Genomic DNA, 23,779 nt, shown 5'->3' on the forward strand with positions numbered 1-23,779 from the left:
AAGACTCAGCGCACCATTGTTCGTTATTAATGTTCGTTACTTCTGTGTGCGCTCAAAGCGACGTAGCTGCTCGTCACCGCGACGAACTGCATTGTTTAGCGCAGCTTGTGCCGTTGCTTTGCCTGCCCACACTGCTTCTAGCTCTTCATTGATGATGTCGCGAGTTTGCAGGAAGTTGCCAAAGCGAATGCCTTTCGAGTTTTCTGTAGGCTCGGTTGACGTCATTTGTAGAACCGCTGTATCTGTGCCTGGGTTCTTAGCATAGAAGCCTTGTTCTTTGGTTAGCTCATAAGCCGCTTTAGTGATTGGTAGGTAACCAGTGAACTGGTGCCAATCTGCTTGGACTTCTGCACTAGAAAGGTAAGAGAAGAACTTCGCCACGCCTTTGTATTCCTCGCTTGAATGACCACGAAGTACCCAAAGTGATGCACCACCGATGATGGTGTTTTGTGGTTTAGCGACGATCTCTGAATCGTAAGGCAGTTGCGCTACGCCGATATCAACGTCTTTCATGTTCTCTTTAATGCCAGCCAGACCTGCCGAGGAGCCCATAGTCATTGCACACTCTTGGGTGTAGAACAGTGGCATACCATCAGATTGGCGACCGCCATATTTGAAGATGCCTTCTTTCGACCATTTGCCCATTTGGTCAATGTGACGAACAAACGCCGAATCATTGAATTTAAACTCAGTGTCTAAGCCAGCAAAGCCGTTGTTGTTATTGGCAACAGGAACATTGTTACGCGCACCGAAGTTTTCGATTTGCGTCCATGATTGCCACGTTGTGCTGAAACCACACTTCGCACCAGATGCCAGCAGCTTACGAGAAACTTCTTCCATCTCTTTCCATGTCTTTGGTGGGTTTGCTACGCCAGCTTTTGCGAACATGTCTTTGTTGTAGTAAAGCACTGGCGTTGAGCTGTTAAATGGCAGAGAAAGCATGTTGCCTTCGTTTGTGGTGTAGTAACCCGTTACGGCGGCAAGGTAATCATCAGAGTTGAACGACTCTTTGGTGTCTTCCATCAATTGATAAACAGGATAAATCGCTTTGTCTGCGCCCATCATGGTCGCCGTACCCACTTCGAATACTTGTACAATCGCTGGCTGCTCTTTTGCTCGGAACGCCGCGATAGCACTGGTCATGGTTTCTGCATAGCTGCCTTTGTAAACCGGTTTGATCTCGTATTCTGATTGGCTTGCGTTAAAGTCTGCTGCAATTTCATTAACCTTGTTACCTAGCGCGCCGCCCATCGCGTGCCACCACTCAACCTCTGTTTTTGCTTGTGCTTGCGTGCTGATGAATGCCGCTGCAACTGCAAGTCCGGCGAGGTGTTTAATAGCCATAATGATTCCTTTTCATTGGATGATTTGAACAGGTGTTTCCTTGCGAATGTTCATTTTGATTATGAATCCGCTCCAAAAAATTCAAATGAACATTAAATGAGCCAAATGACGTTCTAGTTACAAAAAAATGAACTTATTTGAACAATGTTTTCGTCACCATTTTGTAATCAAAGCGTCATTGAGGGTTGAGATAGTTCATTTGAAAACAAATGAAAAAGACGGAATAAAAAATGAAAATAACAGCACACCGCGGCTTATCCAGTTTGGCTCCAGAAAACACGTTATCGGCAATACAGCGCGCCATTGAGTTTGGTTGTGAATGGATTGAAATCGACGTTCAGCTTAGTGCGGACAACATTCCTGTCGTTATCCATGACAAAACGGTCAACCGCTGCACGAACGGTCGAGGCAAAGTCAAAGATCTGACTTGGCACGAGCTGAGATCGCTCGACGCAGGCTTGTGGTTCGGTGATGACTTCGCAGGCGAACCTATCCCTAGTTTAGAAGAGACGCTTGAGCTGACTTCAAGAGCGGGTGTGAAGCTCAATATTGAATTGAAGGTTTACTCCGGTGACGAAATCGACCTGTTGTGCGAAAAGGTTGCGCAGGTGATTGAGCATTTAGGTGTAGAAGCGGACGCGATTCTGTTTTCTAGCTTTAACACAGAAGCCTTAATGATGATGAAAAACTACCTGCCGGAAGTGAGAAGAGGGCAGCTATGGCAAGAGATTCCAGATGATTCCGCTGTCGTGCTACAACACATCGATGCATACAGTGTGCATTGTGATTACCGCTTCCTGACCGAATTGCAAGCTCATAAAATCAAGCAGTATGGTTATCAACTCTTCTGCTATACACCAAACTTTCCTCAATTAGTTGAAGCACATTGGCGTTGGGGCGTGGATATGATGATTACAGATACGCCTCAACGATATAAAGTAAAAGTGCCTTCAGCCATACGAGAACTCGCACTGAATGAATAATTTAAACGTCCGTCAACAAAGCATCATTGAACTGGTTCATCAGCAAGAATATTGCTCGATAGAAGAACTTGCCCAACGTTTCGAAGTCACAACGCAAACCATTCGTCGCGACATCAATGAACTTTGTCGACTCGGACTCACCCGACGCCATCATGGTGGTGTCGGGCTGCCTGCCACTTTGAGCAATCGCAGCTATGCCTCTCGCCAAGTCACCAATCAACAGGAAAAGCAGATCATCGCCGATGAAGTAGTCAAAGCTATCCCAAACGGAACGACTTTGTTTCTAGGTATTGGTACTACGATTACTTTGGTTGCCGAACGTCTAGCTAATCACAGTGAGTTACGTGTGGTGACCAATAACTTCGAAGCGGCGCATATTCTTTCTCACTTTGAGAACATCGAAACTTGGATTCCGGGTGGTCGTATTCGAACTAACGATCGCGACGTGGTGGATGGTTCGGCAGAGCAGTTTTACGGCCAGTTTTCCGCAGACATCGGAATTATTGGCTGTGCAGGTATCACCGAAATCGCGCAGCCTCATTCAGAGATGGTCAATTTTGGTCGCACAGAAGTTGATACTCAGTTGTTCGCGATGGAACATGAATTGAGAGAGGCCAAGGTCAGCCAAGCAATTTTAGCCAACTCCGAACAAAAATGGCTGGTGGCGAACAAAAGTAAATGGCAGCGAAGAGCCAACACTAAGGTGGCGCCACTCAATTATTTCGACCGGGTTTTCAGTAACTAAGCTTTTGCTTGCCGTGCTTGTCTAACTCGTAGGAAAATCCGTTATTGATTCGACCTGCGTGATGCTTTTTCATCGCGATTCGCTATGCTTAGATGATTGAAAATAAAGAGGTCCTGCCATGTTTGAATCGGATAAAACCAAAGTAAGAAACTTGCTTGTTGCGACACGTTTTGGTGTCTCTGCCTCTGAAATGCCAACCATTATTGGGGTGAAGCAAGATAAAGCGCTCAAGCTGATTAATGAGCTGAAGCAAGAAGGGGAAGACATTCACTCGTTAGGGGAAGGGAACAACCCAGAAGAGTTGGTGCTGTATTCGATTGGTGAAATAGAGCCTTAATTGAGCCAACAAGAACAACAAAAAAGCCGCCCATCGTTGGCGGCTTTTTAGATCGTTCATTCAAACTAGTCGTGAATCGGCACAACCAGAATATCGACCGGAGACTTGTTGATCAGATGTCTTGAGTAAGAAATGATCTTGCTCCAGAAGTCTTGATGGTGGCCACAAATAAGCAGATCAACTTCTTGTTCTTTGATGGTCACTTCCAGTTTGTCCGCCAAGTCACCCGTGCCAACGAAGAAGTGCTTCAATGGCTGCTCCATGTAATCGCTAAAGGACTTCAAGCACTCCATTGAATGTTCATTCAACGGTCTTTGGTCTGGGTTTGCTTTAATATCGACAAGCTCACGATAAATTTCGCCATGAGTACCATCGATATGAATAAAAGAAATCTCGGCACCGAGATAACTCGCCATAGATACCGCTCGGTCAATCAACACAGTACTCTCATCAGACAGTTCCAGTGCGACTAGGATATGTTTGTATTTCATAACCACGCCCTCTTGTGGAATACACTACCAATAGCATAGTACGCCTTTAACAAAAAATGTGTTGATAAGATCCCGAAATCGCTCAAAGTTTTGGCAAATTATCACCAGCCTAAGAGCGAGAGGATATTGAGGGGAGGGCGAAAAAAGAGCCGATACTAATACCAGCTCAATTCAATCTCTAGTGGCATGTCACAGCGTATTCTCTCTCCACACATTTCATCGGATGCGTTGAGGTGAACCAGTTTTGCAGAGGAGTATCCTTCTCCTCGAAAGTGGTCTCTTGCCTCGCAGAGGCTGGCGAATGTGAGTGGGCTTTTGTGCTCGTTCAAGATCAAAGATCTTGTTTGGTTTTCTACGTTATAAGCGAGGTAGATACCACCCTCGACCGATTCAATCAAAAGATTCATAGCCGTTTCCCATTGGTGTTTTCACTCTTTGGCTATTACGGCGAGCGATGGATTTTAGTTCACTTCTGATGCTCGATTGCTGCCAACAAAAACTCAGTCACTTCTTGCACGTGCTCCTTTATTTCGGCTTGCGTTGGCTTTTCCATTCCCATTAAAACGCCAGAGCGAATCGACAGCAGCATGCCTGTCCAAAGGCGAATCTGTGTTTCCGGTTCCTTGATATCGAAACGATCTTGGAAGAACTGAGTGAGCTTGGCATCGGTATCGTCCGGACCGACTTCGCGGAAGATCGCCGTGATCTCAGGCGCTTTGGCACTTTCTGCAATCAACAAGCGGAAGGTCGCCAAGTGTTCATCAGAAAGGTGGAAAGAAACGAAGTGTTCACCAAATGAATTCAACGCTTCTCGCAGATCATCCTTTTGTAGGTGACTAATGAAGCCACCATCCATGTTTTCACCTATCTGGCGCAATGTTGCTTCAAATAGCGCTGCTTTAGATGGGAAGTAGCGATACACGGTTTGCTTTGTCATGCCTGCTTGGGCGGAGATTTTATCCATGTTCGCTAACACATACCCCTCGGACAAAAAGTTCTCTTTCGCGGCTTCCAAAATAGCTCGGCGTTTCTTCTCTCGGTTTTGCTCGATCTTGCTCATGCTCAGATTCTCTTGATTTGATAATCATACTATACGGTATGATTTTTATTGACGCAACTCCGAAATTATAAAACCATACTTGCGAGTATGATTTATTTTGTGAGGAGAGAGACGATGACGACGGCATTTATGAATAACCTAAACGCCAAAGGCGCACGCTTTGCCGGGGTGATGATCACCTTGGTTGGTGCACTGCTGATGAGCCTAGACCCAATTTTTATTCGCTTCTCGGGCGTGAGTGGTGTGGATACCGCATTTCTATTTGGCTTGTTTACCGCGATTTCGATGCCAATATTTATCCAACTTCGCGATGAGCGCGGTCTGGTTCGAGCGGTGAAAGAGAGCGGCTGGCATGTATTGTTGTCTGGCTTATTGATGCTCGGCAGTGCTGCTGGTTTGGTGATGAGCATTAAGCTCACCACGGTTGCGAATACCTTTGTGATTCTAAGTGCAGCACCAGCTTTGGCTGCATTGTTTAGCTGGTGGTTTTTGGGTGAAGTGACCCAGCGCTCGACGTGGATTGCGATTGTTGCTGTGATGGTGGGTATTGCGATTGTGGTATCCGGCTCTTTTAAATCGGGTAACTGGATTGGCGATGGTTTAGCAGTGTTTGCCGTGGTGTGTTTGTCGCTCAATCAGGTACAGCTGCGTAAGCATCAGCACGTAAGCCGCATGGCAAGCGTTGGTTTTGGTGGGCTGTTCTTAGCGATGGCAATGCTGTTTTGGGCAACGCCTTCAACTTACAGCGCGAATACTTGGCTGATTATGGGCTTGATGGGGCTATTTACTGCGCCGTTTGGGCGTGTGCTTTCACAAGTTGCGACTCGTTACATCACGGCACCTGAAGTTGGCATGATTCTGATGATTGAAACCGTGCTAGCACCACTTTGGGCATTACTCTTCTTTGATGAAACCCCTGCCATGGCAAGCATTCTTGGTGGCTCAATCATCTTGGTCACCATTTCCATTTACGCTTTTTCAGCGATGAAGTCAGAACAAAAATAGAGGTTGATATGAACACAATTCAAACCCCACAACTTGAGTTTATTGGGCAAATTCGCACGCCATATACTGATGTTTCTCAGTGCCCAAATAACATTCAGCCACAAGATGGACCTGTGTGTGAAATTCAACTTAAATCTCGGTATTACCAAGGGCTCGTAGGGCTTGAAGTCGGGCAGAAAATACTGGTTCTGTATTGGCTTGCTGATGCGAACCGCCAACCTGAAATGCTGCAAGGGAAGAAGGGCACATTTGCGTTACGTTCTCCGCACAGACCAAACCCTATTGGCGCGGCGGTAATACCGATTGAGTCTATCGACGAGGGAGTAATTAAAGTGCGTGGGTTGGACTGCTTAGATGGCACGCCTTTGGTTGATATCAAACCTGCAATTTACTTTGAAGCATAGTCCTAGGTTTGTGCCCTTGTAAGCTAGGGCACCCAAACGAGCTCTCGGTCTGAAAGCGGCTTGTGACAGAAGTCGCTTGCTTTTTATACAACAAAACCTTTAGACTTTGCTCATCACTTCTCTAGGAGATTACGCCAACATGAACAACTAAACCTGTCATCCAACTCTCATTTTATTTTTTTGGATTTACAGGGTTAGTAGGCGTAGCTCACTTTCCGATATTTCTTTGCAGTTACCATTTTTCTGTTTGAAGCGCTTCTATGGGCGCGTGTATTTGCATCGATCTCATCTCTAGATTTATCTCAAGCTACGGCTGTTGTCCCTGTTATACAGGAGGCAAATTATGCCAGTCTTACAGGCTTACAATATCAGTCATCAATTTGGTAACGGCGAAACGCTTTTTCAGCAAATCTCATGTTCAATGACCAAACGCCGTGTTGGGTTAGTCGGACGTAACGGTGTCGGAAAATCGGTGTTTGCATCGATACTCAGCGGTGAGCAAACCTCAACTAGCGGTACAGTAACCTTACCAAGGTCCTTTGCGGTGTATCGCCAGCAACCATCTCACTTGTTGGGGGGAGAGCTGTCGATTGCCCAGTTTTTAGCAAAGGACAACGTGTTAAGCGCGCTCAAACAGATCGAGATGGGCGATTGCTCGGAATATCTGTTTGAGGTGGTAGGTGAACAATGGGATTTGCCCATCCAACTTGCTAAGCAGTTAGAAACCATGGGTTTGCCGCCACAGCTAGACTTTCCTTGTTCGCAATTGAGTGGCGGGCAGTTAGCGCGTTTGCAACTGTGGCAATTGTTCGAAAGCGAAGTGGAATTACTGATCCTTGATGAACCGTCGAACCATCTTGATACACATGCCAAGCAGTGGTTGATTCATTCGATGCGCAATTTCTCAGGAGCGAGTCTGCTTATAAGTCACGACCGAGAATTGTTGCGCGAGATGGAGGAAATCTGGGAGCTATCCGGTTTAGGCTTACAAGTGTTTGGCGGTAATTACGACGTGTATGCCGAGCAAAAGCGCACCGAACTACAAGCGGTGGAACGGCAGTTAGCTGCTGTCGATAAACAAAAAAAGCAATTGGAAGAGCAAGCTCAGCGCAATCGAGAGAAAGCAGAACAAAGAGCGGCTCAAGGTAACAAGCTAAGAAAGGATGGCAGCCAGCCGAAGATCTTATTGGATGGTATGAAAGACAAAGCCACAGCCCGAGCCGCCAGTCGTAATAAAAACGAGCAACTTCGCCAAGCACATCTGCAAGAGAAAGAGCAAAGCTTGCGAATGCGCAAAGAGCAAATCAAAGGGCAAAAACTGTATTTGGCAGACAGTCAAAGTCGCTCACGAAAAGTCTTGTCGCTTTTAGAAGGTGTGTTGCCATTTGGTTCGGCTCAACCCATCACTGCGCAAGTTCATGCGGATGATAAATTGCATTTGTTGGGCAAAAACGGATGCGGTAAATCGACTTTACTGAAAACACTCTTGGGTGAGTTCTCATTGCAAAGTGGTGAGCTACAAATCAATACGCCACTTTATTATCTCGACCAACACTTTGGTGCGATAGAGCCTGAACTCTCCATGTTGCAAAACCTAATGCAACATTGTGAGGGGATGAAAGAGATCGATGCCAGAACATTACTCGCAGGCATTGGCTTTCGCCGAGACAGTGTGTTTCGTTTGGGCAGCGTATTGAGTGGCGGCGAGAAAATGAAGCTCGCTATGCTGATTGTCAGTCATCAACCAACGCAGCCTTTGTTGCTCTTGGATGAGCCAGATAATCACCTCGACTTGGATTCGAAAATCATGCTTGCTCAGGCACTAAGCGCGTATCGAGGTGGCTTTATTCTTATCAGTCACGACCAAGATTTTTCCGCGGAGTCGGGTGTGTCTCGAAACATTGAACTGAGTTAACAAGCTCTTGTCTATAACTCCAGATTGAGGGGAATCACCGAAGCTAAGCAGCTAGTTTGGCTTTGGTGACCTTAAACCTTTACTAAGCAATTTTCTCAAAGCCATTAGAATCCATACTTCGATATGGGTAAGATGCTTGATGCATTACACAAAACAAAAACAGAAAAGGAAGTCTATGAAAAAGAAAACCTTAGCACTGGTGACTGCGTTTGCGATGACGGGCATATTGCCGAGAGCTTATGCCGAAGACTCAACAAAGGAATTGGTTGAACACGTACACAAAATGGCGGTGAAGTACCCAACGACAAAGAAAGTCGATGTGGTGGATGAGTATTTTGGCACCAAAGTCAGTGACCCATACCGCTGGTTAGAAGACGACCGCAGTAAAGAAACGGCAGATTGGGTGAAAGCGCAGAACCAAGTCACGTTCGATTACTTGGCGCAAATTCCTTATCGTCACCAGATTGAAGAACGCTTAACTCAGTTGATGGATTACGAAAAGTTAGGGCGTCCATTCAAAGAAGGTGAATACACCTATTTTTACAAGAACGACGGTTTGCAAAACCAAGATGTGCTTTACCGCCAACTTGACGGTGGCAAGCCTGAAGTCTTCCTCGACCCAAATACCTTTAGCGAAGATGGCACGACCTCGTTGGCGAATGTGAGCTTCACCAAAGATGGTTCTTTAGTCGCTTACAGCATTTCAGAAGGCGGTAGCGACTGGCGCAAAGTGATTGTGCTTGATGCTGAAACCAAAAAGCCTGTCGGTGAGACGTTAGTGGATATTAAGTTCAGCGGCGTAAACTGGCTGGGGAACAAAGGTTTCTACTACTCAAGTTACGACAAGCCAGAAGGCAGCGAGCTTTCGGCAAAAACCGACCAACACAAGCTTTACTATCACGAGCTAGGCACTAAGCAGAGTGAGGACAAGCTTATCTTCGGCGGTACAGAGGAAGAGAAGCACCGATACGTTCGTGGTTACACTTCGGACGACCAACGTTACCTATTTATCTCAGCAAGCACTTCAACGTCTGGCAATAAGCTCTTCTTCAAAGATTTGACCAAGCCAGACAGTCCGCTGCAAACCATTTTGGATGACACCAATTCTGATACGTGGGTGATTGATAGCAAAGACACCAAGCTGTATTTGGTCACTAACTTAGATGCTCCAAACAAACGAGTGGTGACGGTAGATGCGAGCAATCCTGAGCCGAAGAATTGGAAAGATTTAATTCCTGAAACTGAAAATGTGCTTAGCCCATCAACTGCGGGTGGTTACCTGTTTGCCAGCTACATTGTTGATGCCCTTTCGATGGTCAAACAATACGACATGGACGGTAAGTTCATTCGTGAAATCAAGCTACCAGACATCGGCAGTGCTTACGGCTTTTGGGGTAAGAAAGAAGATGCTGAAGTCTACTACTCTTTCACCAACTACAAGACGCCAAGCACGACCTATCGCCTAGAGATCAAAGACGGTGACAGCGAGGTTTACCACAAATCGAACGCACCATTCGATCCAGAACAATTTGAATCTCGTCAGGTGTTCTACAAATCGAAAGACGGTACCAAGATTCCAATGATCATCACCTACAAAAAAGGCACGCCGATGGACGGCACAGCGCCAACGATCATGTATGGTTATGGTGGTTTCAATATCAGCCTAACGCCTTACTTCAGCCCAAGCCGAGCAGCATGGTTGGAAATGGGTGGTATCTACGCTGTCGCGAACATTCGTGGCGGTGGTGAGTACGGCAAAGAGTGGCACAATGCCGGCACCAAGTTAGAGAAGCAAAACTCGTTTGATGACTTTATTGCCGGAGCTGAGTTCCTTATCGATAAAGACTACACCTCGTCAGACAAGCTCGCGATTAACGGTGGCTCGAACGGCGGCTTGCTTGTTGGTGCAGTGATGACGCAGCGCCCAGAGCTGTTCAAAGTGGCACTGCCAGCAGTGGGTGTATTGGATATGCTTCGCTACCACACCTTCACGGCAGGGGCGGGCTGGGCTTATGACTACGGCACAGCAGAACAAAGTAAAGAGATGTTCAATTACCTCAAAGATTACTCGCCAGTACACAACGTCAAAGCCGGCGTTAAGTATCCAGCAACTATGGTCACAACCGGTGATCATGATGACCGCGTGGTGCCAGCGCACTCTTACAAATTTGCTGCTGAACTACAGTCGAAACAAGCGGGTACAAACCCAACTTTGATTCGAATCGAAACCAACGCAGGTCACGGTGCAGGTACACCGACCAGCAAGGTTATTGAGAAAACCGCCGATGTTTACAGCTTTACTTTGTTCAATATGGGCGTTGAAAAGTTGTAAGCGAGAGGGCGGATTAACCGAAGAACTTAAGCTCATTCACATTGGAATTAAAACGCAGTCTTCGGGCTGCGTTTTTTATGTGAATACAAGGGGTAAAGTAAGAGTGACAGTTCTCACATTCCTCATTATTTATCTGTAGGGTATTAAGCGGTACTTTTACAAAAGGGAGAATAACATTATTTTAATATAAAATGCTCCACAACTGTAAAATATAAATATAAATATAAATATGAAATAGGAAATTTACATAGATATAAAAAACTTCTGTACCTCACGTATTTACTAGCTATTATCAATAGTGATTCTTTTTTGTTAACTTATAGAATCAAAGAAAGATTTCACATGAAGAAGTGATGTTAAAAACAACTTGTTATTTGTTTTGTCAATGCTTGTTTATTTCTAGTTCCATTGTTTTCTTATTATTTCTTCTTTTACCAAAGTTTAGGTTATAACTCATATAACCATAGGTGATTGAACTTTCTATACCATTTCTCTTAATTTACGCACAGCGTCAATCCTTTAGCCATCATTAGAATAGCATTTAGAAATATTATCCTCCAAAGCTTGCTTCTGAACGTTTGCTGTTTGTGATGACTCGATGACGCAAAACAATTAATTATCATGAGAATGGACAAAATCCTATGAATTTGGTGAAACCATCTGTTGTTGTAATGGCAGCAGTAATCCAGTTTGCGTCCCCCGTTTTTGCTGAGACAAATTCAGATGAACAATTACAAGATATGTCGGATCCTCTTGCGGTTTATACCCAAGCAGGTTTTGGTATTACGGACAAAGGAGCAAACATCAAAATAGGCCAAACTTATAAAGCGTCACAACCGGGCACGATGGCAATGAACGTTATCGAAGTCAAAGGTATTGGTGGCGAACTGTTTGGCATTCGAGACGAAGATGATCCGTTGTACAGCAAAGTGGATGACAGTATTGATTCCTTCCGCCTGCGTAATTTCCAAGTTGAAGTGGCGAAAGGATTGGGACGTCAGCTTGATGTGAACTACGACGTGGATGCTGACAAGTTAGATGCATCGTACAGCTTCATCAAGGCCTTGCCTAAGCTTGGTGTCGTCCAGCTTTACCCACTAGCAGGTGCAGGTGTAACGATCGCCAACGATTTCAGTGGTGAAGACAACGGCTACGAGATTCCGGGGACGTTTACTGTGGTCGGTATGTATTCGAAAATCGATATTACCGACAAAATTTGGATCAACTACAACCCGATGTATATGCACACCTTGTCGGGCTCAAGTGATTATAAAGACACGTATTATGCAGGTGAGGATAATATCTTAACGCATGAATTTGCGATTTCTTACCAAATAACACCACGCTCAAATATTCGTTACTTCGCTAACTGGAATGAGCAAGTCGACTTTGGCGATGGTGATCACCGCATCGAATATAACTACCAATTCTAATAATTATATTTATATCTCAGGAATAAACGAGTGGGCGTATTTTCATAAGCTCACTTTTTCCTAAGTAGGTCTATTATGAAAGTCCAAAATAAAGCAGTATTACTCTCTCTACTTATTACGACTACCTTACTCTCTGGGTGTAATACTGATGAGGCGAAAACATTAGATAAGGCAGTCCCATCAGTCGAAACGCTCACTCTCACTAAAACACCAATCACCCCTTACCATACCTTTATCGGCAGAACAGAAGCTGTCAACGATGTTGATATTATGCCGAGAGTGGGAGGAGAGCTGACCGCGATTCATTTCAAAGATGGAGATATGGTTGAAAAAGGTCAGCTTCTATTTGAAATCGATTCGAGACCCTACGAAGCCGCACTTTCCTATGCCGAAGCATCATTAGAAAAGGCGCGCGCTAACTTGCTTCAAGCTAACCGAAATGCACAGCGAGCTCAAAAGTTGATCAAAGACAAGAGCATCAGTGAGCAGCAGTTTGATGAGGCGATTACAGATAAAGCAACGGCTAGTGCAGAGGTGGAAGAGGCAAAGGCGACTCTGGTTTCAGCTAAGCTTGATTTGGAATTCTCGTCAGTTCGTGCTCCATTCTCTGGGCGTGTGGGATTCAGTAACTTTCGCGTTGGCGACCGCATCTCAAAAATACAACTTGTTCCACTCGTTTCGATTACTCAAATTGATCCGATTCGCTTTGGCTTTGATGTGGATGAAAAACTCTATCGACGTGTAAGAAATGCAATTGATGTTGCACGAAGCCACGACGAAAAGCTTAATGTTGATGTAACGCTATCTTTATCCGACGGCAAAACATATCCGCACAAAGGAAAGATCTATGCACTTGGGAATAAGATCGATTTAGAAACAGGCTCAATTCAGGCTGAGGCTCAGTTTGACAATCCAACTTACTCACTCATGCCGGGTGAATACGGAAATTTGACGATCAAACTCCGTAACAAAACGATTGATGGGTTGCTAGTTCCGTCATCAGCGATTCAACAAGATCAAGCTGGTAGCTACGTTATGGTGGTTGCAGATGATCATGTTGTCTCACGTCGCAATATCGAGTTGGGTCAAGTTTATGGTGTGAACCATGCTGTTCTATCAGGCCTGTCTGAAAATGAAAAAGTCATTGTGAACGGTCTACAAAAAGTGCGTCCAGGCAGCACTGTGAATGATATTGAGCGACAGGGTTAGCCACGATGTTAAGTAAATTTTTCATTCACCGACCAAAGTTCGCTTTGGTCATTTCATTGGCGATGACCTTGATGGGGATGATCGCTTTAAATGTGTTGCCGATTTCTGAGTATCCCCAAATATCACCGACAGTAATTTCAATAACAACCATGTATCCGGGTGCAAATGCGGATGTGGTTAAAAAGACGGTAGCTCAACCTATCGAAGCCAAAGTCAATGGTGTTGAAGACATGATTTATATGTCATCCGTCATAGGTAACGATGGTTCATACACGCTGAAGGTTTACTTTCGGGTAGGTGCTGACGGTGATATGGCACAGGTTCGAGTGAACAACTTAGTTGCCCAAGCGACCTCCTCTTTACCTCAAGAAGTAAACCAAATCGGTGTAACGGTGAAAAAGAAGTCGTCGGACATGCTTGGCGTTATTACTCTTCGTTCACCAAATCAATCATTCGATAGCATTTACCTTTCCAACTATGCAGATTTAAACGTAGTTGAACGTTTGAAGCGTATTGAAGGTATGAGTGATATTACCTTACTGGGTAAAAAAGATTACTCCATGCGAGTTTGGTTAGATCCTAACAAGCTAGCGACCTTGAAGCTTTCTGCCAGTGACGTCATCACAGCAATCAAAACACAAAACATACAAGTTGCCGCAGGTAAGGTTGGCGGAATGCCTGCTCCGGGAGATCAGCAGTATCAATATGTTTTGCAGACAAAAGGTAGACTGACGACTGCCGCTGAGTTTGAAAACATTGTGATTCGAGCAAGTGAAAAGGGGACTTTAATTCGCCTTAAAGATGTCGCTCGTGTGGAAGTTGGCGCTCAAGGATATGAGGCTGATGGTCGCATGAATAACGCCCCTGCAGCAGTACTTGCGCTGTACCAATTGCCTACAGCGAATGCGTTGGCAGTCATGGAAGAAGTCAAGCAGGCAATGAAAGAGTACGAAAAGACGTTTCCTGATGATCTTGTTTACGATATTGCTTACGACTCTACCGAATATGTAGAAACGTCCATCGATGAAGTGTATGAGACCCTCGTTATTGCGGTTCTTTTAGTTACGCTAGTCGTGTATGTGTTTCTCCAAAATTGGCGTGCAACGGTCATACCCACGTTAGCAATTCCAGTGTCGATCATTGCTACTTTTGCGGTAATGGCTCTTATGGGGATGACGATAAATACGATATCCCTATTTGGACTGATATTGGCAATTGGTATCGTCGTCGATGATGCCATTATCGTGGTAGAAAACGTTGAGCGTGTAATGCATGAGGAGCACCTTGCTCCTGTGCCTGCCACTATTCAAGCGATGAAAGAGGTGACGGGACCTGTACTGGCAACCACACTTATTTTACTTGCTGTATTTGTACCTGTTGCACTACTGCCAGGTATTTCAGGGCGCATGTTTAATCAGTTTGCGGTGACGATTTGTGTCTCGGTTCTTATCTCAGCAGTCAATGCGTTATCACTTACACCTGCATTATGTGCGCTGATGCTCAAATCAACACATGAGCAGCCTATCGCACCTTTACGTGCTTTCAACCGCGGTTTTGATGCCATCACTCGCAGATATCAAGGCTTAGTCGGCTTTTTGAGCCGTCGTCTTGTTCTCAGTCTTGGAGTTTATGGAGCGTTAATCGGTGCGCTTGCCTATGGATTTATGAATGTCCCGTCGTCGTTTGTTCCAAATGAAGACAAAGGTGTGTTTATGGTTGAGATGAGGTTACCTGATGCTGCAGCGTTGCAACGCACCGCCCCTTTAATGAAAAAATATGTCGATGAGCTTAAACAGATGGATGGCGTGGAGAATGTTGTCTCGGTGGCAGGCTTTTCCGTCATCAATATGGCCGCTATCCCAAACTCCGGCATGTTAATTATTAAACTGGATAATTGGGATGAGCGACAAGATCCTGTGTTGCATCAACGTGCTCTGATGGCAAAAGTGAATCAGTTGCTGAATTCTACGCCAGATGCAGCCTCGTTTGTATTTGCGACTCCTGCAATTAAAGGGATGGGAGCGGTCGATGGCTTCAATCTTGTTTTGCAAGATAACTTGGGTCGGTCTCCGAAGGAGTTGGCAAGAACTACCGCAGAGTTTGTAGCAAAGATAAACCAACTGCCGCAGGTTGCACGAGCGTTTTCCATTTTCCGCGCAAACATCCCACAGCGTTACATCAACATTGATCGTGATAAAGCAATCTCAATGGGAGTGCCATTGAATGAGATATTTACAACGCTTCAAGCCGAGTTAGGCGGTGCGTATATCTCGGACTTCAATTTATTTGGTCGTTCTTACCAAGTAAAGGTTCAAGCAGAGGAGCAGTTCCGAGACAACGTTGATGACATTAGCCATCTATATGTTCGCTCTAGTTCTGGAAAGATGGTGTCTTTGGCAACGTTAGTAAAAGTAGAGCCGATCTTTGGCCCGGATACTCTATCAAATTACAACATGTTTGGTTCGGCAACAGTGAATGGCGCTCCTGCTCCAGGTTACAGTTCTGGTGATGTCGTTAACGCGATAGAGGAGCTAGCACAAACCAGTTTGCCGAGCGGCTATTCTTACGAATGGTCAGGCATGACTTATCAAGAGCAAAAGGCAGGCAACCTTGCGCCTATTGCTTTTGCTCTATCCCTCTTATTTACCTACCTATTCCTTGTTGCTCAATATGAAAGTTGGACGATTCCTGCTGCGGTAATGATGGCAGTACCCGTAGCCATTCTAGGTGCAATGGGAACGCTGGTCATGGTTGGTCAGTCTTTCGATCTCTATGTACAGATAGGCGTTGTTATCTTGATCGGGATGTCGGCGAAAGTTGCCATTCTCATTGTGGAATTCGCCAAAGTACTTCGAGAAGAGAAAGGGCTATCGATTATTGATGCGGCAAAAGAAGCAGCTCGAATTCGTTTCCGAGCGGTTCAAATGACGGCATTTGCATTCATTTGGGGTGTTTTCCCGTTAGTGATTGCGTCTGGTGCAGGCGCTGCTTCACGTCATTCATTAGGTTTCGCTGTCTTCGGCGGCATGATCCTTTCAACCTTTGTCGGCACATTATTGACTCCAGTTTTCTTCGTGATGATGCAGTCATTGCGCGAACGATTTAAGCGTAATGTTCCAACTAAAACGGAGGAACCTAGCGCGTAAATTCCAATTGCTCCTCCCCATGTTGCTGCAATGAAAAGAGTTTTTGTTGAGATAAAACCAAATTGTCAGCATGGGTTTTCTTTTAAATATACTTATAGGTTTTAGTATGAAAAATCTTACCAAAATCGTTGCTGTGGGGTCCCTCATCTCGTGTGCAGCAGCGCAAGCAGGAGGTCTATATTTGTATGAGACTTCCACCACAGATATTGGTTTAGCGTCTGCGGGTATGGCGGCAAGAGCGCAGGATGCCTCGGTCATGGCGGCGAACCCCGCAGGTCTGTCTAACGTGGCGGGTCAGTCATTTTCGGGCCATTTGATCAGCTTGTATGGCGACACAACACTGGACACATTTGGTGGCGGTGACGCAGGTAACATCATTGGTTACGTGCCACTTGGTTCTGCGTTTTATAGCCAACAAGTGAACGATAAGTGGACGCTTGGTATTGGTATGTACGGCAACTACGGCTTGGGTCTGGAATACGATAAGCTGTTCAGCCGTATTGATATTCCTAATGCAATTACTCAGGCCGTGACGGTTCAACCTTCTGCTTCATACCGTATTAACGATCAATGGTCTGTAGGTGCTGCATTGGGCATCCATTACGGCATTTTAGATATGGATGTCAAAGTTGATGGTACGGCAATCGCTGGTGGCATTGAAGATACAGACACTCAAGTCAATGGCCGCGTTGGTGTGCTGTATGAGTTGAATTCAGGTACTCGCTTAGGTCTGTCTTACTCGAATGAAACTGAGTTCGAATTCGATGATAAAGACTTCTCGACCAGTGCCGTTGCGCCTCAGCAGTTGGTATTCAGTGCTTACCATGAGCTCAACGACAAACTGGCGGTGATGGGTAACTTGAACTGGCAAGATTGGAGTGCTTACCAAACACTGATGGATGTAGAAACACAAGACACCTACCAGATTGCTTTGGGTACACAGTACAAGGTTAATAGCAAAGTGATGTGGAATGCAGGTTTCGCATTTGACTCAAGCATGTACACAGACCAATCCAACGGTGATCTGACTATCCCAACTGGCAACGCTTACCGTCTAGGTACGGGCATTGATTACAAGATTGATGAAGCAAGCACGGTGTCAGTTGCTTTTGAAGCGACCTTGATTGAATCGTCAGAAGTGAAAGGTCGAGCGGGTAACACGATTGCAAGCTTTGATGACCCAGCGTTGTACTTCCTGAGCATCGGCTACAGCTGGAAAAATCAATAATCCGGCGTTAACGCAATCACTAGATTAGCGATACGACGAAAAGCAGCGGTAAGCACGTCCTAGGCTTACCGCCGTTTTTGTTTGTAACGGGACCGCATCAATTCAACTGAATAAAAAGCACAAAGTAAAAAGACGATAGCGAATTCGTCGAGGAAATTTAAAATGAACAACACGTTTTGGCTGGCATGTGCAGCGTTAGTTTTAAGCTCGTCGGCTCTGGCTAGTGAACGCGTTCCCAAAGAGAACAAAAACAAATTAGCCGATGACCCTACTAAGGTTATCACTAAGTTTGGTGCATCTTATTCCAACAACTATGATTTTGATGACCAGAACATCTCATTTTCTGGCTCGCTGGCATTAGATGAAGCGCGTAAAATTAACGTTCGCATCAATGATGATGCAAGTGAGTGGCGCGTGGGCGGCTCTTGGCTCTTTCCGGTGGGTATCGTGAACTTCAACTTTGGTAAGAATGAATACACCAACGGTGCCGATCAAACCAACTACAGCGTTGGAACCTTTGTACCTTTGAGCTATTTTGGCATCGAGCCAGCAGGCTTTCAGATCTTCCCTATGGCTGGCTACACTTATAACGATGGCGATGTGCCAGTTTGTGATGGCGCAGTGGACAGTGCATGTTCAGCCCCTGGTTTTACTGGCACACCTAGCCCCGAGAATGGGTTCAACATGATGAACTCTTCAGGCAGTAGCGGTTATCTGGGAGCATTCACATTGAAACCCCTAACAGAGCAATTGACCTTGATGGGGTTTGCTGGTGGATCTTACGGTTCGGAAAACAGTGAAGGGGATAATTACCAAGGCGTTTTTGGTGGAGTAGGCATGAGTTATCTGGTGCAGAAACGTCACTCCTTTAATGTGATGACGTTTGCCATGGACAACAACACTTATCTCGATGACCCTGACAAGCGTGTCATCTTCTCATACCAATATCAGTTTGAATAATCGAGCATGTGTCATACCACTCGCTACTTCACGAGTGGTATGTCCAATCTCGTTCACCCAACCGTGTGAAAGGGATTTGCGCTTATTGGTCAACTTCAAATTTTGTACGAAATTGATTTTGCAAAATGTACATACGTTTCACATCTCTATAGCTGCCATTAATGAAGAACTCTTGCACTAAATGACCTTCCTCAATAAAGCCACATTTCTCATAGAGATGAATCGCCTTTTCGTTGTCGAGCGCCACCAACAGATAAATTTTGTGCAAGTTTAAGATTGAAAACGAATAATCAAGTGCACGATTAATGACCTCTTCCGCGTAACCTCTACCTTGATGATCAGGGGCGATAATAATTTGGAACTCGGCGCTACGGTGAATATAGTTAATTTCAATTAGCTCTACTAGGCCAATAAGTACGCCTTGCTCATCCTCTACTACAAAGCGACGTTCTGCATCATCATGAATGTGCTTTCTGTACAATTCTTCTAATTCATCATGCGACTCATACGGTTCCTCAAACCAATACGTCATGATGTTGCGGTTATTGTTGAGATCGTGAATAAAACGCAAATCAGAACGTTCTAAAGCGCGAATTGTGAGTCCATTTTTCATTGTCTTTCTCCCAATAGGATTCGATATCCAAGTTGCCTCAAGAAACTAAGTTTTAGCGAGAATGACTTGGTTTGGTTAACCTCATCATAGCGTAATAGGGGGAAATCTCCCCTTTACTTATGCGAAGCTGAATGCGTAAAAGCGATCTCTATCAAACCTTAACAAAGCCTTGAAAAACAAGGCTTATAACAATAATAAATGTTAATCATAACGACAAAAAACCTGATTAGGCTAAGGGGGCGATTTCAGCTTAAATACCGCCAACGACTTAAGGTCATAATCTACATAAACAGGGTATTAAATATGTTTTCAATCGGTGACGTAGTAGTAGCTACTAAAGGTATCGATCTTGGTGAAATGGTTGTTACAGGTCTAAGCAGCGGCGGTTTTTACGTACGCGTTAAAGCTGGCGAAGCAACGCTAACTTACCCAGCTAAAGACGTTAAGAAAGCATAATTTAATTTGCTGACTTGCAAAAAAGGTAGCTTACGAGCTGCCTTTTTTTGTGCCCATATTATTTTCCTTTACCCCTTCCACCATTCTTACTTTATTTCGTTCTGAATTATTTTTAATCGAATTTAATATGTTTGGTTAATATATTGGAGCTCCCGTCATTTTTGACTCATATCAATAAAAGTTCTAGTTTTAAGTTGTTGTTTTTATGTTGTATTTTTTACGTTCGTCGGCAAGTGTCTGTTTTAAAAACTATTAGATGTTAAATCCGCTTCTCATCTAAATATTCGATTAATATCTATTCCTTTTTCCCATTTTTAAAAATATCGGTATTTCAATAACTTTCGCCGCAACGGATTAGGGGAAAGTTATGAATAAAAAGAAAATTACGCTAGGGATCGTTGGAGCAGGCTTAGTGGCTTACTTAGGTACTGTCTACATGGTGAAGCAAGACGATCAAAAAGTGGCTCAACAACAGTTAGTGCAGTTCAGTTCTCTGGATAAATCGACGCTAGATTATCAAGCAATGAAGGTGCTCTCAGACAAAGGCTGTGGTTATTGTCATACGCCAAACAGCGAAATGCCTTTCTACTCAGAAATGCCAGTAGCAAAACAAATCATGGAAGCGGATGTGAAGGTGGCCATGCGTCACTTTGATATGACCAACCTGTTTGATGATGTCAAACAAGATGATTTGGTCTCTGAAGTCGCATTAGCTCGTTTAGAAAAGGTGTTGTACGACGATTCAATGCCGCCAGCGATTTACCTCACGATGCACTGGTCAGCGAGCATGTCGAAAGACGAAAAGCACACCTTGTTGAAGTGGATTCGTGAGAAGCGTGCAGAGCGTCATGCACAGTCTCCGGTATCGGAAGAACGTAAAACCAAAGTTCTACAACCAATTTACACCACGTTCGAAACCGATGCAGACAAGGCTGAATTAGGTAAGGTGCTTTATCACGACACGCGACTATCAGGAGACAATAGTGTCTCATGTGCGTCATGCCATAGCCTTGATACAGGCGGCGTGGACCGACTCGTAACATCTGTTGGTATTCATGGCCAAGTGGGTGGCATCAACGCGCCAACCGTGTTTAATGCTGTGTACAACAAACTGCAATTCTGGGATGGCCGTGCTGCGGATCTGCAAGACCAAGCGGGTGGTCCTCCGTTTAACCCTATTGAAATGGGTTCTGTGGATTGGGATGAAATCGTCGACAAGTTAAGCCAAGATCCAGAAATGGTTGCGATGTTCAAAAAGGTTTACTCAGGTGAGATTAATGGCAACAACATTACGGATGCGATTGCCGAATTTGAGAAAACCCTAACCACACCAAATAGCCGCTTCGACCAATACATGATGGGTGATACTCAAGCGCTGGACTCGCACGAGAAATACGGTTTAATGTTGTTCAAGAAGTACGATTGTCAAACTTGTCACGCAGGTGAAGCGATGGGTGGTGAAACGTTTGAAACCATGGGTATGAAAGCGGACTACTTTGCTGAGCGTGGTACTGATATGACGGACGCAGACCTTGGTCGTTACAACTTCACTGGTAGCAAAGAAGACAAACACAAGTTTAAAGTGCCAACCTTGCGCAACATTGAACTGACACCACCATACTTCCACGATGGTCATGCTGATACGCTAGAAAAAGCCATCTACGACATGGGTAAATACCAAGTCGGAGTGGAAATGTCGGATGAAGAAGTGGATGCCATCAAAGCGTTCCTAAAAACACTGACGGGCGATTACGAAGGCCGTCCTTTAAGTTAAGCTAGGGCATAACCAACAAGTTTGTCACCGATAAAACGATAGACTTCGCAATCGAGACCACCTTTGATTAAGGTGGTCTTTTTTATGGAACAAATTCAATCAAGTAGGGATAGATATGATTGATCATTTTGAAATCAAAGTTGTGGATTTTGATGCTTGTGTCGCTTTTTACTCCAAGGTGCTTACCCCTCTGGGCATCGAACTAAAATGGTTGGACGAAGCAGCGGCAGGCTTTGGATTAGTTGGTGAACCCAATACGCGTTTTCTGATAGAAAAGAGTGACCAAAGTGCCCCTTGCCACATTGCGTTTAAAGCGAATGACAAAGCGTCCGTCGAGGCTTTTCATAGAACAAGTATCGAAGCTGGGTTTACTTGTCATGGAGAGCCAGGTTTACGTGAACACTATGCGCCCAATTACTACGCAGCGTTTTTTTATGATCCCGATGGTAACAACATCGAAGCGGTGGTTTATTTATAGGGTGTTAACTATAGGATGAGTCAGTGGGTATTTACTGATCGAACGATCGCTAGGTCATTGGTTTTACGATCAAGATAGAAGATAATCGAGCTCCTATTTCATCCCTATAAAAAGAACGAAAAATACTATGAAAGTTGTCGTCACAAAGGCACAAAAACAGCACGCTCAAGGCATTACCGAAGTTCTCAATCCCATCATAGAAGAGGGCTTATACACAATCCTTGATACCACCTTCACCCCAGAAGAGGAAGAAGGCTTCATTGAAAGCTTTCCTGAAACGGGTGTGTTCAATGTGGCATTGAATGTAAAAGAAGCGGATGAGGATGAGAGCGCCGTACTGGGTTTCCAAAACGTAGAGCCTTTCGCCAGTTATACCAAGGCATTCGCTCACGTTGGCATTATTGGTACGTTCGTCGATGCCAAGTGCCGTCGACAAGGTGTCGCTTCAGCGCTGTTTACCGCCACCTTTACCGATGCTAAATCCAAAGGTTATGAAAAGTTGTTTGCTTATGTTCGAGAGGACAACCCCAACGCGCTCGCAACGTATCTAAAACATGGCTTTGAAGTGGTCGGCACCGCAAAGAAGCATGCCAAGGTTAACGGCCAGTACATTAATGAAGTTATGATCGAGAAGTTTCTCTAGCGCTTAGAAGGAAAGCAAGATGCACAAGTCAGCAGGTATCATCATTAAAGACGGCGCGTTGTTAGTGCTGCGCTCAAAAGGCAAAGACACCTTCTATGCGCCGGGCGGAAAACTGGATAGTGGCGAAACACCAGAGCAAGCGTTGTGCCGTGAACTGAATGAAGAAGTAAACATTGTCGTGGCGGAAGATGCCTTAACGTTGTTTGGTTGCTTTGAAGCGCCTGCACACGATAAAGACGACATTACTTTGGTCATGGATGTGTTCTTCGTTAACGATTATTCGGGCGAGGTGGTTGCCGGTAACGAAATCGAAGAGTGCCAATGGGTAGATTCTTCAAACGTGGATGACATCGCGATAAGCACTATTTTCCGCAATGAGGTTTTCCCGAGCTTGGTTGAACAAGGATTAGTGAAATAACACTAAACCTCGAGCAGAATACAAAAACGCCCATAATGCGAACGTATTATGGGCGTTTTCTTATGACCTGTTACTTAGTCAGTTTTTCTGCGTATTCGCTCAGGATCTGCTTGAAGACTTCAACTGGTTGAGCGCCTGTCACTGCACTTTCCATATTGAACACCACTGTTGGTACTGAGCTCACGCCAAGTTGATGCCATTGGCTTTCTTGATACTCGATAGAGTCAGCATTACTTGCATCGTCTAGGGTGGCGATGCCCATATTTGCATCTAAACCAATGTCAGTCAGAATCGTTGCCAGTGTGTTTCGGTCAGAGACATCTTTGCGTTGACCAAAGAAGGCCGCGAACAGGGCTAACTTCAGTTCAGTTTGCTTACCAAATTGCTCTGCCCACTGCAGCAGTACGTGTGCATCTCGCGTGTTAACCATCTTCATGTCATCAAAGTAGTCAAAGTCGAATCCCACTTCTTTACCCAGATTAGTCAGGTTATCGCGCGCACGAACGCTGTCTTCCGGCGTTGTTCCGTATTTCTTCGCTAGGTGTTGGCGTAGGTTTTCACCTTCTGCTGGCATGTTTGGGTTCAATTCGAACGGTTGCCATTCCAACTCAATTTTGTCTTCCAATCCTAGTTCTTGAATTGCTTGTTCTAAGCGTTTGTAGCCGATGATGCACCAAGGGCAAACCACATCTGACACTACGTCGATTTTGATTACTGATTCCATAAAACAGACCTTACTTTTTCGAGTTATAAAGTGGATATGGAGACCAAGAGTATGAATTCAACCAGTTACCTTTTAGTAACC

General features: G+C 44.9%; 23 protein-coding genes. 17 read left to right on the forward strand and 6 right to left on the reverse strand.

Annotated elements, in window-relative coordinates:
• Positions 1–36 precede the first annotated feature (36 nt).
• A complete protein-coding gene (gene ugpB / locus C1S73_RS21100; RefSeq protein ID WP_038865174.1) occupies positions 37–1,344 on the reverse strand; it encodes a sn-glycerol-3-phosphate ABC transporter substrate-binding protein UgpB in 1,308 nt (435 codons plus the stop codon).
• Positions 1,345–1,574: 230 nt separating this feature from the next.
• Here ugpB and C1S73_RS21105 point away from each other — a divergent pair, with 230 nt between their 5' ends.
• The 3 genes from C1S73_RS21105 (at position 1,575) to C1S73_RS21115 (ending at position 3,409) form a co-directional block, all read left to right on the forward strand.
• A complete protein-coding gene (locus C1S73_RS21105) occupies positions 1,575–2,327 on the forward strand; it encodes a glycerophosphoryl diester phosphodiesterase (RefSeq protein ID WP_038865175.1) in 753 nt (250 codons plus the stop codon).
• Positions 2,320–3,072 (forward strand): DeoR/GlpR family DNA-binding transcription regulator, encoded by a 753-nt coding sequence (locus C1S73_RS21110; protein WP_038865176.1) that lies wholly within the window; start codon positions 2,320–2,322, stop codon positions 3,070–3,072. The genes C1S73_RS21105 and C1S73_RS21110 overlap by 8 nt, the downstream gene beginning before the upstream one ends.
• Before the next feature lie 118 nt (positions 3,073–3,190).
• Positions 3,191–3,409 carry a hypothetical protein gene (locus C1S73_RS21115; RefSeq protein WP_005439057.1) on the forward strand — a complete coding sequence of 73 codons (219 nt, stop codon included), beginning with the start codon at positions 3,191–3,193 and terminating at the stop codon, positions 3,407–3,409.
• Positions 3,410–3,474: 65 nt separating this feature from the next.
• Here the strand turns inward: C1S73_RS21115 and C1S73_RS21120 are convergent, their stop codons facing one another.
• The 3 genes from C1S73_RS21120 to C1S73_RS21130 all read right to left on the reverse strand — a co-directional run bounded on the left by C1S73_RS21120 (position 3,475) and on the right by C1S73_RS21130 (position 4,960).
• On the reverse strand, positions 3,475–3,900 hold the full coding sequence (locus C1S73_RS21120) for a universal stress protein (protein ID WP_009706243.1): 426 nt from the start codon (positions 3,898–3,900) through the stop codon (positions 3,475–3,477).
• 155 nt (positions 3,901–4,055) lie between these two features.
• Positions 4,056–4,307: a DUF6482 family protein gene (locus tag C1S73_RS21125; RefSeq protein WP_005452623.1), complete on the reverse strand. Its 252-nt coding sequence runs from the start codon at positions 4,305–4,307 to the stop codon at positions 4,056–4,058.
• A 59-nt stretch (positions 4,308–4,366) separates the two neighbouring features.
• Positions 4,367–4,960 carry a TetR/AcrR family transcriptional regulator gene (locus tag C1S73_RS21130; protein ID WP_038865177.1) on the reverse strand — a complete coding sequence of 198 codons (594 nt, stop codon included), beginning with the start codon at positions 4,958–4,960 and terminating at the stop codon, positions 4,367–4,369.
• Between the two features lie 114 nt (positions 4,961–5,074).
• On the opposite strand from C1S73_RS21130, the gene C1S73_RS21135 reads away from it, so the two are divergent.
• The 9 genes from C1S73_RS21135 (at position 5,075) to C1S73_RS21175 (ending at position 18,592) form a co-directional block, all read left to right on the forward strand.
• Positions 5,075–5,965 (forward strand): DMT family transporter, encoded by an 891-nt coding sequence (locus C1S73_RS21135; protein ID WP_038865178.1) that lies wholly within the window; start codon positions 5,075–5,077, stop codon positions 5,963–5,965.
• An 8-nt stretch (positions 5,966–5,973) separates the two neighbouring features.
• The gene (gene tsaA, locus C1S73_RS21140; protein WP_038865179.1) at positions 5,974–6,369 is read left to right on the forward strand and encodes a tRNA (N6-threonylcarbamoyladenosine(37)-N6)-methyltransferase TrmO; all 396 of its coding nucleotides are present in this window, start codon (positions 5,974–5,976) and stop codon (positions 6,367–6,369) included.
• 343 nt (positions 6,370–6,712) lie between these two features.
• Positions 6,713–8,284, forward strand: a complete 1,572-nt coding sequence (locus C1S73_RS21145) for an ABC-F family ATP-binding cassette domain-containing protein (protein WP_038865180.1) — start codon at positions 6,713–6,715, stop codon at positions 8,282–8,284.
• 175 nt (positions 8,285–8,459) lie between these two features.
• The gene (locus tag C1S73_RS21150; protein ID WP_038865182.1) at positions 8,460–10,616 is read left to right on the forward strand and encodes a prolyl oligopeptidase family serine peptidase; all 2,157 of its coding nucleotides are present in this window, start codon (positions 8,460–8,462) and stop codon (positions 10,614–10,616) included.
• Positions 10,617–11,257: 641 nt separating this feature from the next.
• Complete coding sequence (locus C1S73_RS21155) at positions 11,258–12,049, forward strand: hypothetical protein (RefSeq protein WP_020194731.1); 792 nt, start codon at positions 11,258–11,260, stop codon at positions 12,047–12,049.
• 75 nt (positions 12,050–12,124) lie between these two features.
• Positions 12,125–13,258 (forward strand): efflux RND transporter periplasmic adaptor subunit, encoded by a 1,134-nt coding sequence (locus tag C1S73_RS21160; RefSeq protein WP_081634736.1) that lies wholly within the window; start codon positions 12,125–12,127, stop codon positions 13,256–13,258.
• 5 nt (positions 13,259–13,263) lie between these two features.
• A complete protein-coding gene (locus tag C1S73_RS21165; protein ID WP_038865187.1) occupies positions 13,264–16,404 on the forward strand; it encodes an efflux RND transporter permease subunit in 3,141 nt (1,046 codons plus the stop codon).
• 106 nt (positions 16,405–16,510) lie between these two features.
• The gene (locus C1S73_RS21170; RefSeq protein ID WP_038865189.1) at positions 16,511–17,632 is read left to right on the forward strand and encodes an OmpP1/FadL family transporter; all 1,122 of its coding nucleotides are present in this window, start codon (positions 16,511–16,513) and stop codon (positions 17,630–17,632) included.
• Between the two features lie 162 nt (positions 17,633–17,794).
• Positions 17,795–18,592 carry a hypothetical protein gene (locus C1S73_RS21175; protein WP_038865191.1) on the forward strand — a complete coding sequence of 266 codons (798 nt, stop codon included), beginning with the start codon at positions 17,795–17,797 and terminating at the stop codon, positions 18,590–18,592.
• 82 nt (positions 18,593–18,674) lie between these two features.
• Here C1S73_RS21175 and speG read toward each other — a convergent pair whose 3' ends face one another.
• Complete coding sequence (gene speG / locus C1S73_RS21180) at positions 18,675–19,205, reverse strand: spermidine N1-acetyltransferase (RefSeq protein WP_038865193.1); 531 nt, start codon at positions 19,203–19,205, stop codon at positions 18,675–18,677.
• Positions 19,206–19,508: 303 nt separating this feature from the next.
• On the opposite strand from speG, the gene C1S73_RS21185 reads away from it, so the two are divergent.
• The 5 genes from C1S73_RS21185 to C1S73_RS21205 all read left to right on the forward strand — a co-directional run bounded on the left by C1S73_RS21185 (position 19,509) and on the right by C1S73_RS21205 (position 22,974).
• Complete coding sequence (locus tag C1S73_RS21185) at positions 19,509–19,661, forward strand: hypothetical protein (protein ID WP_095760490.1); 153 nt, start codon at positions 19,509–19,511, stop codon at positions 19,659–19,661.
• 367 nt (positions 19,662–20,028) lie between these two features.
• The gene (locus C1S73_RS21190; RefSeq protein WP_038865195.1) at positions 20,029–21,435 is read left to right on the forward strand and encodes a cytochrome c peroxidase; all 1,407 of its coding nucleotides are present in this window, start codon (positions 20,029–20,031) and stop codon (positions 21,433–21,435) included.
• Positions 21,436–21,550: 115 nt separating this feature from the next.
• Positions 21,551–21,913: a VOC family protein gene (locus C1S73_RS21195; RefSeq protein ID WP_038865197.1), complete on the forward strand. Its 363-nt coding sequence runs from the start codon at positions 21,551–21,553 to the stop codon at positions 21,911–21,913.
• A gap of 127 nt (positions 21,914–22,040) precedes the next feature.
• Positions 22,041–22,556, forward strand: a complete 516-nt coding sequence (locus C1S73_RS21200; RefSeq protein ID WP_038865199.1) for a GNAT family N-acetyltransferase — start codon at positions 22,041–22,043, stop codon at positions 22,554–22,556.
• Between the two features lie 19 nt (positions 22,557–22,575).
• On the forward strand, positions 22,576–22,974 hold the full coding sequence (locus C1S73_RS21205) for an NUDIX hydrolase (protein WP_038865201.1): 399 nt from the start codon (positions 22,576–22,578) through the stop codon (positions 22,972–22,974).
• A 70-nt stretch (positions 22,975–23,044) separates the two neighbouring features.
• Here C1S73_RS21205 and C1S73_RS21210 read toward each other — a convergent pair whose 3' ends face one another.
• Positions 23,045–23,698 carry a DsbA family oxidoreductase gene (locus C1S73_RS21210; protein ID WP_038865203.1) on the reverse strand — a complete coding sequence of 218 codons (654 nt, stop codon included), beginning with the start codon at positions 23,696–23,698 and terminating at the stop codon, positions 23,045–23,047.
• Between the last annotated feature and the right edge of the window lie 81 nt (positions 23,699–23,779).

The organism is Vibrio jasicida 090810c (assembly GCF_002887615.1).
GTDB lineage: Bacteria > Pseudomonadota > Gammaproteobacteria > Enterobacterales > Vibrionaceae > Vibrio > Vibrio jasicida.

What these genes read in the sequence shown, in the direction of transcription:
- ugpB (WP_038865174.1), bottom strand. Translation starts at nt 1,344, where the DNA reads ATGGCTATTAAACACCTCGCCGGACTTGCAGTTGCAGCGGCATTCATC.
- C1S73_RS21105 (WP_038865175.1), top strand. Translation starts at nt 1,575, where the DNA reads ATGAAAATAACAGCACACCGCGGCTTATCCAGTTTGGCTCCAGAAAAC.
- C1S73_RS21110 (WP_038865176.1), top strand. Translation starts at nt 2,320, where the DNA reads ATGAATAATTTAAACGTCCGTCAACAAAGCATCATTGAACTGGTTCAT.
- C1S73_RS21115 (WP_005439057.1), top strand. Translation starts at nt 3,191, where the DNA reads ATGTTTGAATCGGATAAAACCAAAGTAAGAAACTTGCTTGTTGCGACA.
- C1S73_RS21120 (WP_009706243.1), bottom strand. Translation starts at nt 3,900, where the DNA reads ATGAAATACAAACATATCCTAGTCGCACTGGAACTGTCTGATGAGAGT.
- C1S73_RS21125 (WP_005452623.1), bottom strand. Translation starts at nt 4,307, where the DNA reads ATGAATCTTTTGATTGAATCGGTCGAGGGTGGTATCTACCTCGCTTAT.
- C1S73_RS21130 (WP_038865177.1), bottom strand. Translation starts at nt 4,960, where the DNA reads ATGAGCAAGATCGAGCAAAACCGAGAGAAGAAACGCCGAGCTATTTTG.
- C1S73_RS21135 (WP_038865178.1), top strand. Translation starts at nt 5,075, where the DNA reads ATGACGACGGCATTTATGAATAACCTAAACGCCAAAGGCGCACGCTTT.
- tsaA (WP_038865179.1), top strand. Translation starts at nt 5,974, where the DNA reads ATGAACACAATTCAAACCCCACAACTTGAGTTTATTGGGCAAATTCGC.
- C1S73_RS21145 (WP_038865180.1), top strand. Translation starts at nt 6,713, where the DNA reads ATGCCAGTCTTACAGGCTTACAATATCAGTCATCAATTTGGTAACGGC.
- C1S73_RS21150 (WP_038865182.1), top strand. Translation starts at nt 8,460, where the DNA reads ATGAAAAAGAAAACCTTAGCACTGGTGACTGCGTTTGCGATGACGGGC.
- C1S73_RS21155 (WP_020194731.1), top strand. Translation starts at nt 11,258, where the DNA reads ATGAATTTGGTGAAACCATCTGTTGTTGTAATGGCAGCAGTAATCCAG.
- C1S73_RS21160 (WP_081634736.1), top strand. Translation starts at nt 12,125, where the DNA reads ATGAAAGTCCAAAATAAAGCAGTATTACTCTCTCTACTTATTACGACT.
- C1S73_RS21165 (WP_038865187.1), top strand. Translation starts at nt 13,264, where the DNA reads ATGTTAAGTAAATTTTTCATTCACCGACCAAAGTTCGCTTTGGTCATT.
- C1S73_RS21170 (WP_038865189.1), top strand. Translation starts at nt 16,511, where the DNA reads ATGAAAAATCTTACCAAAATCGTTGCTGTGGGGTCCCTCATCTCGTGT.
- C1S73_RS21175 (WP_038865191.1), top strand. Translation starts at nt 17,795, where the DNA reads ATGAACAACACGTTTTGGCTGGCATGTGCAGCGTTAGTTTTAAGCTCG.
- speG (WP_038865193.1), bottom strand. Translation starts at nt 19,205, where the DNA reads ATGAAAAATGGACTCACAATTCGCGCTTTAGAACGTTCTGATTTGCGT.
- C1S73_RS21185 (WP_095760490.1), top strand. Translation starts at nt 19,509, where the DNA reads ATGTTTTCAATCGGTGACGTAGTAGTAGCTACTAAAGGTATCGATCTT.
- C1S73_RS21190 (WP_038865195.1), top strand. Translation starts at nt 20,029, where the DNA reads ATGAATAAAAAGAAAATTACGCTAGGGATCGTTGGAGCAGGCTTAGTG.
- C1S73_RS21195 (WP_038865197.1), top strand. Translation starts at nt 21,551, where the DNA reads ATGATTGATCATTTTGAAATCAAAGTTGTGGATTTTGATGCTTGTGTC.
- C1S73_RS21200 (WP_038865199.1), top strand. Translation starts at nt 22,041, where the DNA reads ATGAAAGTTGTCGTCACAAAGGCACAAAAACAGCACGCTCAAGGCATT.
- C1S73_RS21205 (WP_038865201.1), top strand. Translation starts at nt 22,576, where the DNA reads ATGCACAAGTCAGCAGGTATCATCATTAAAGACGGCGCGTTGTTAGTG.
- C1S73_RS21210 (WP_038865203.1), bottom strand. Translation starts at nt 23,698, where the DNA reads ATGGAATCAGTAATCAAAATCGACGTAGTGTCAGATGTGGTTTGCCCT.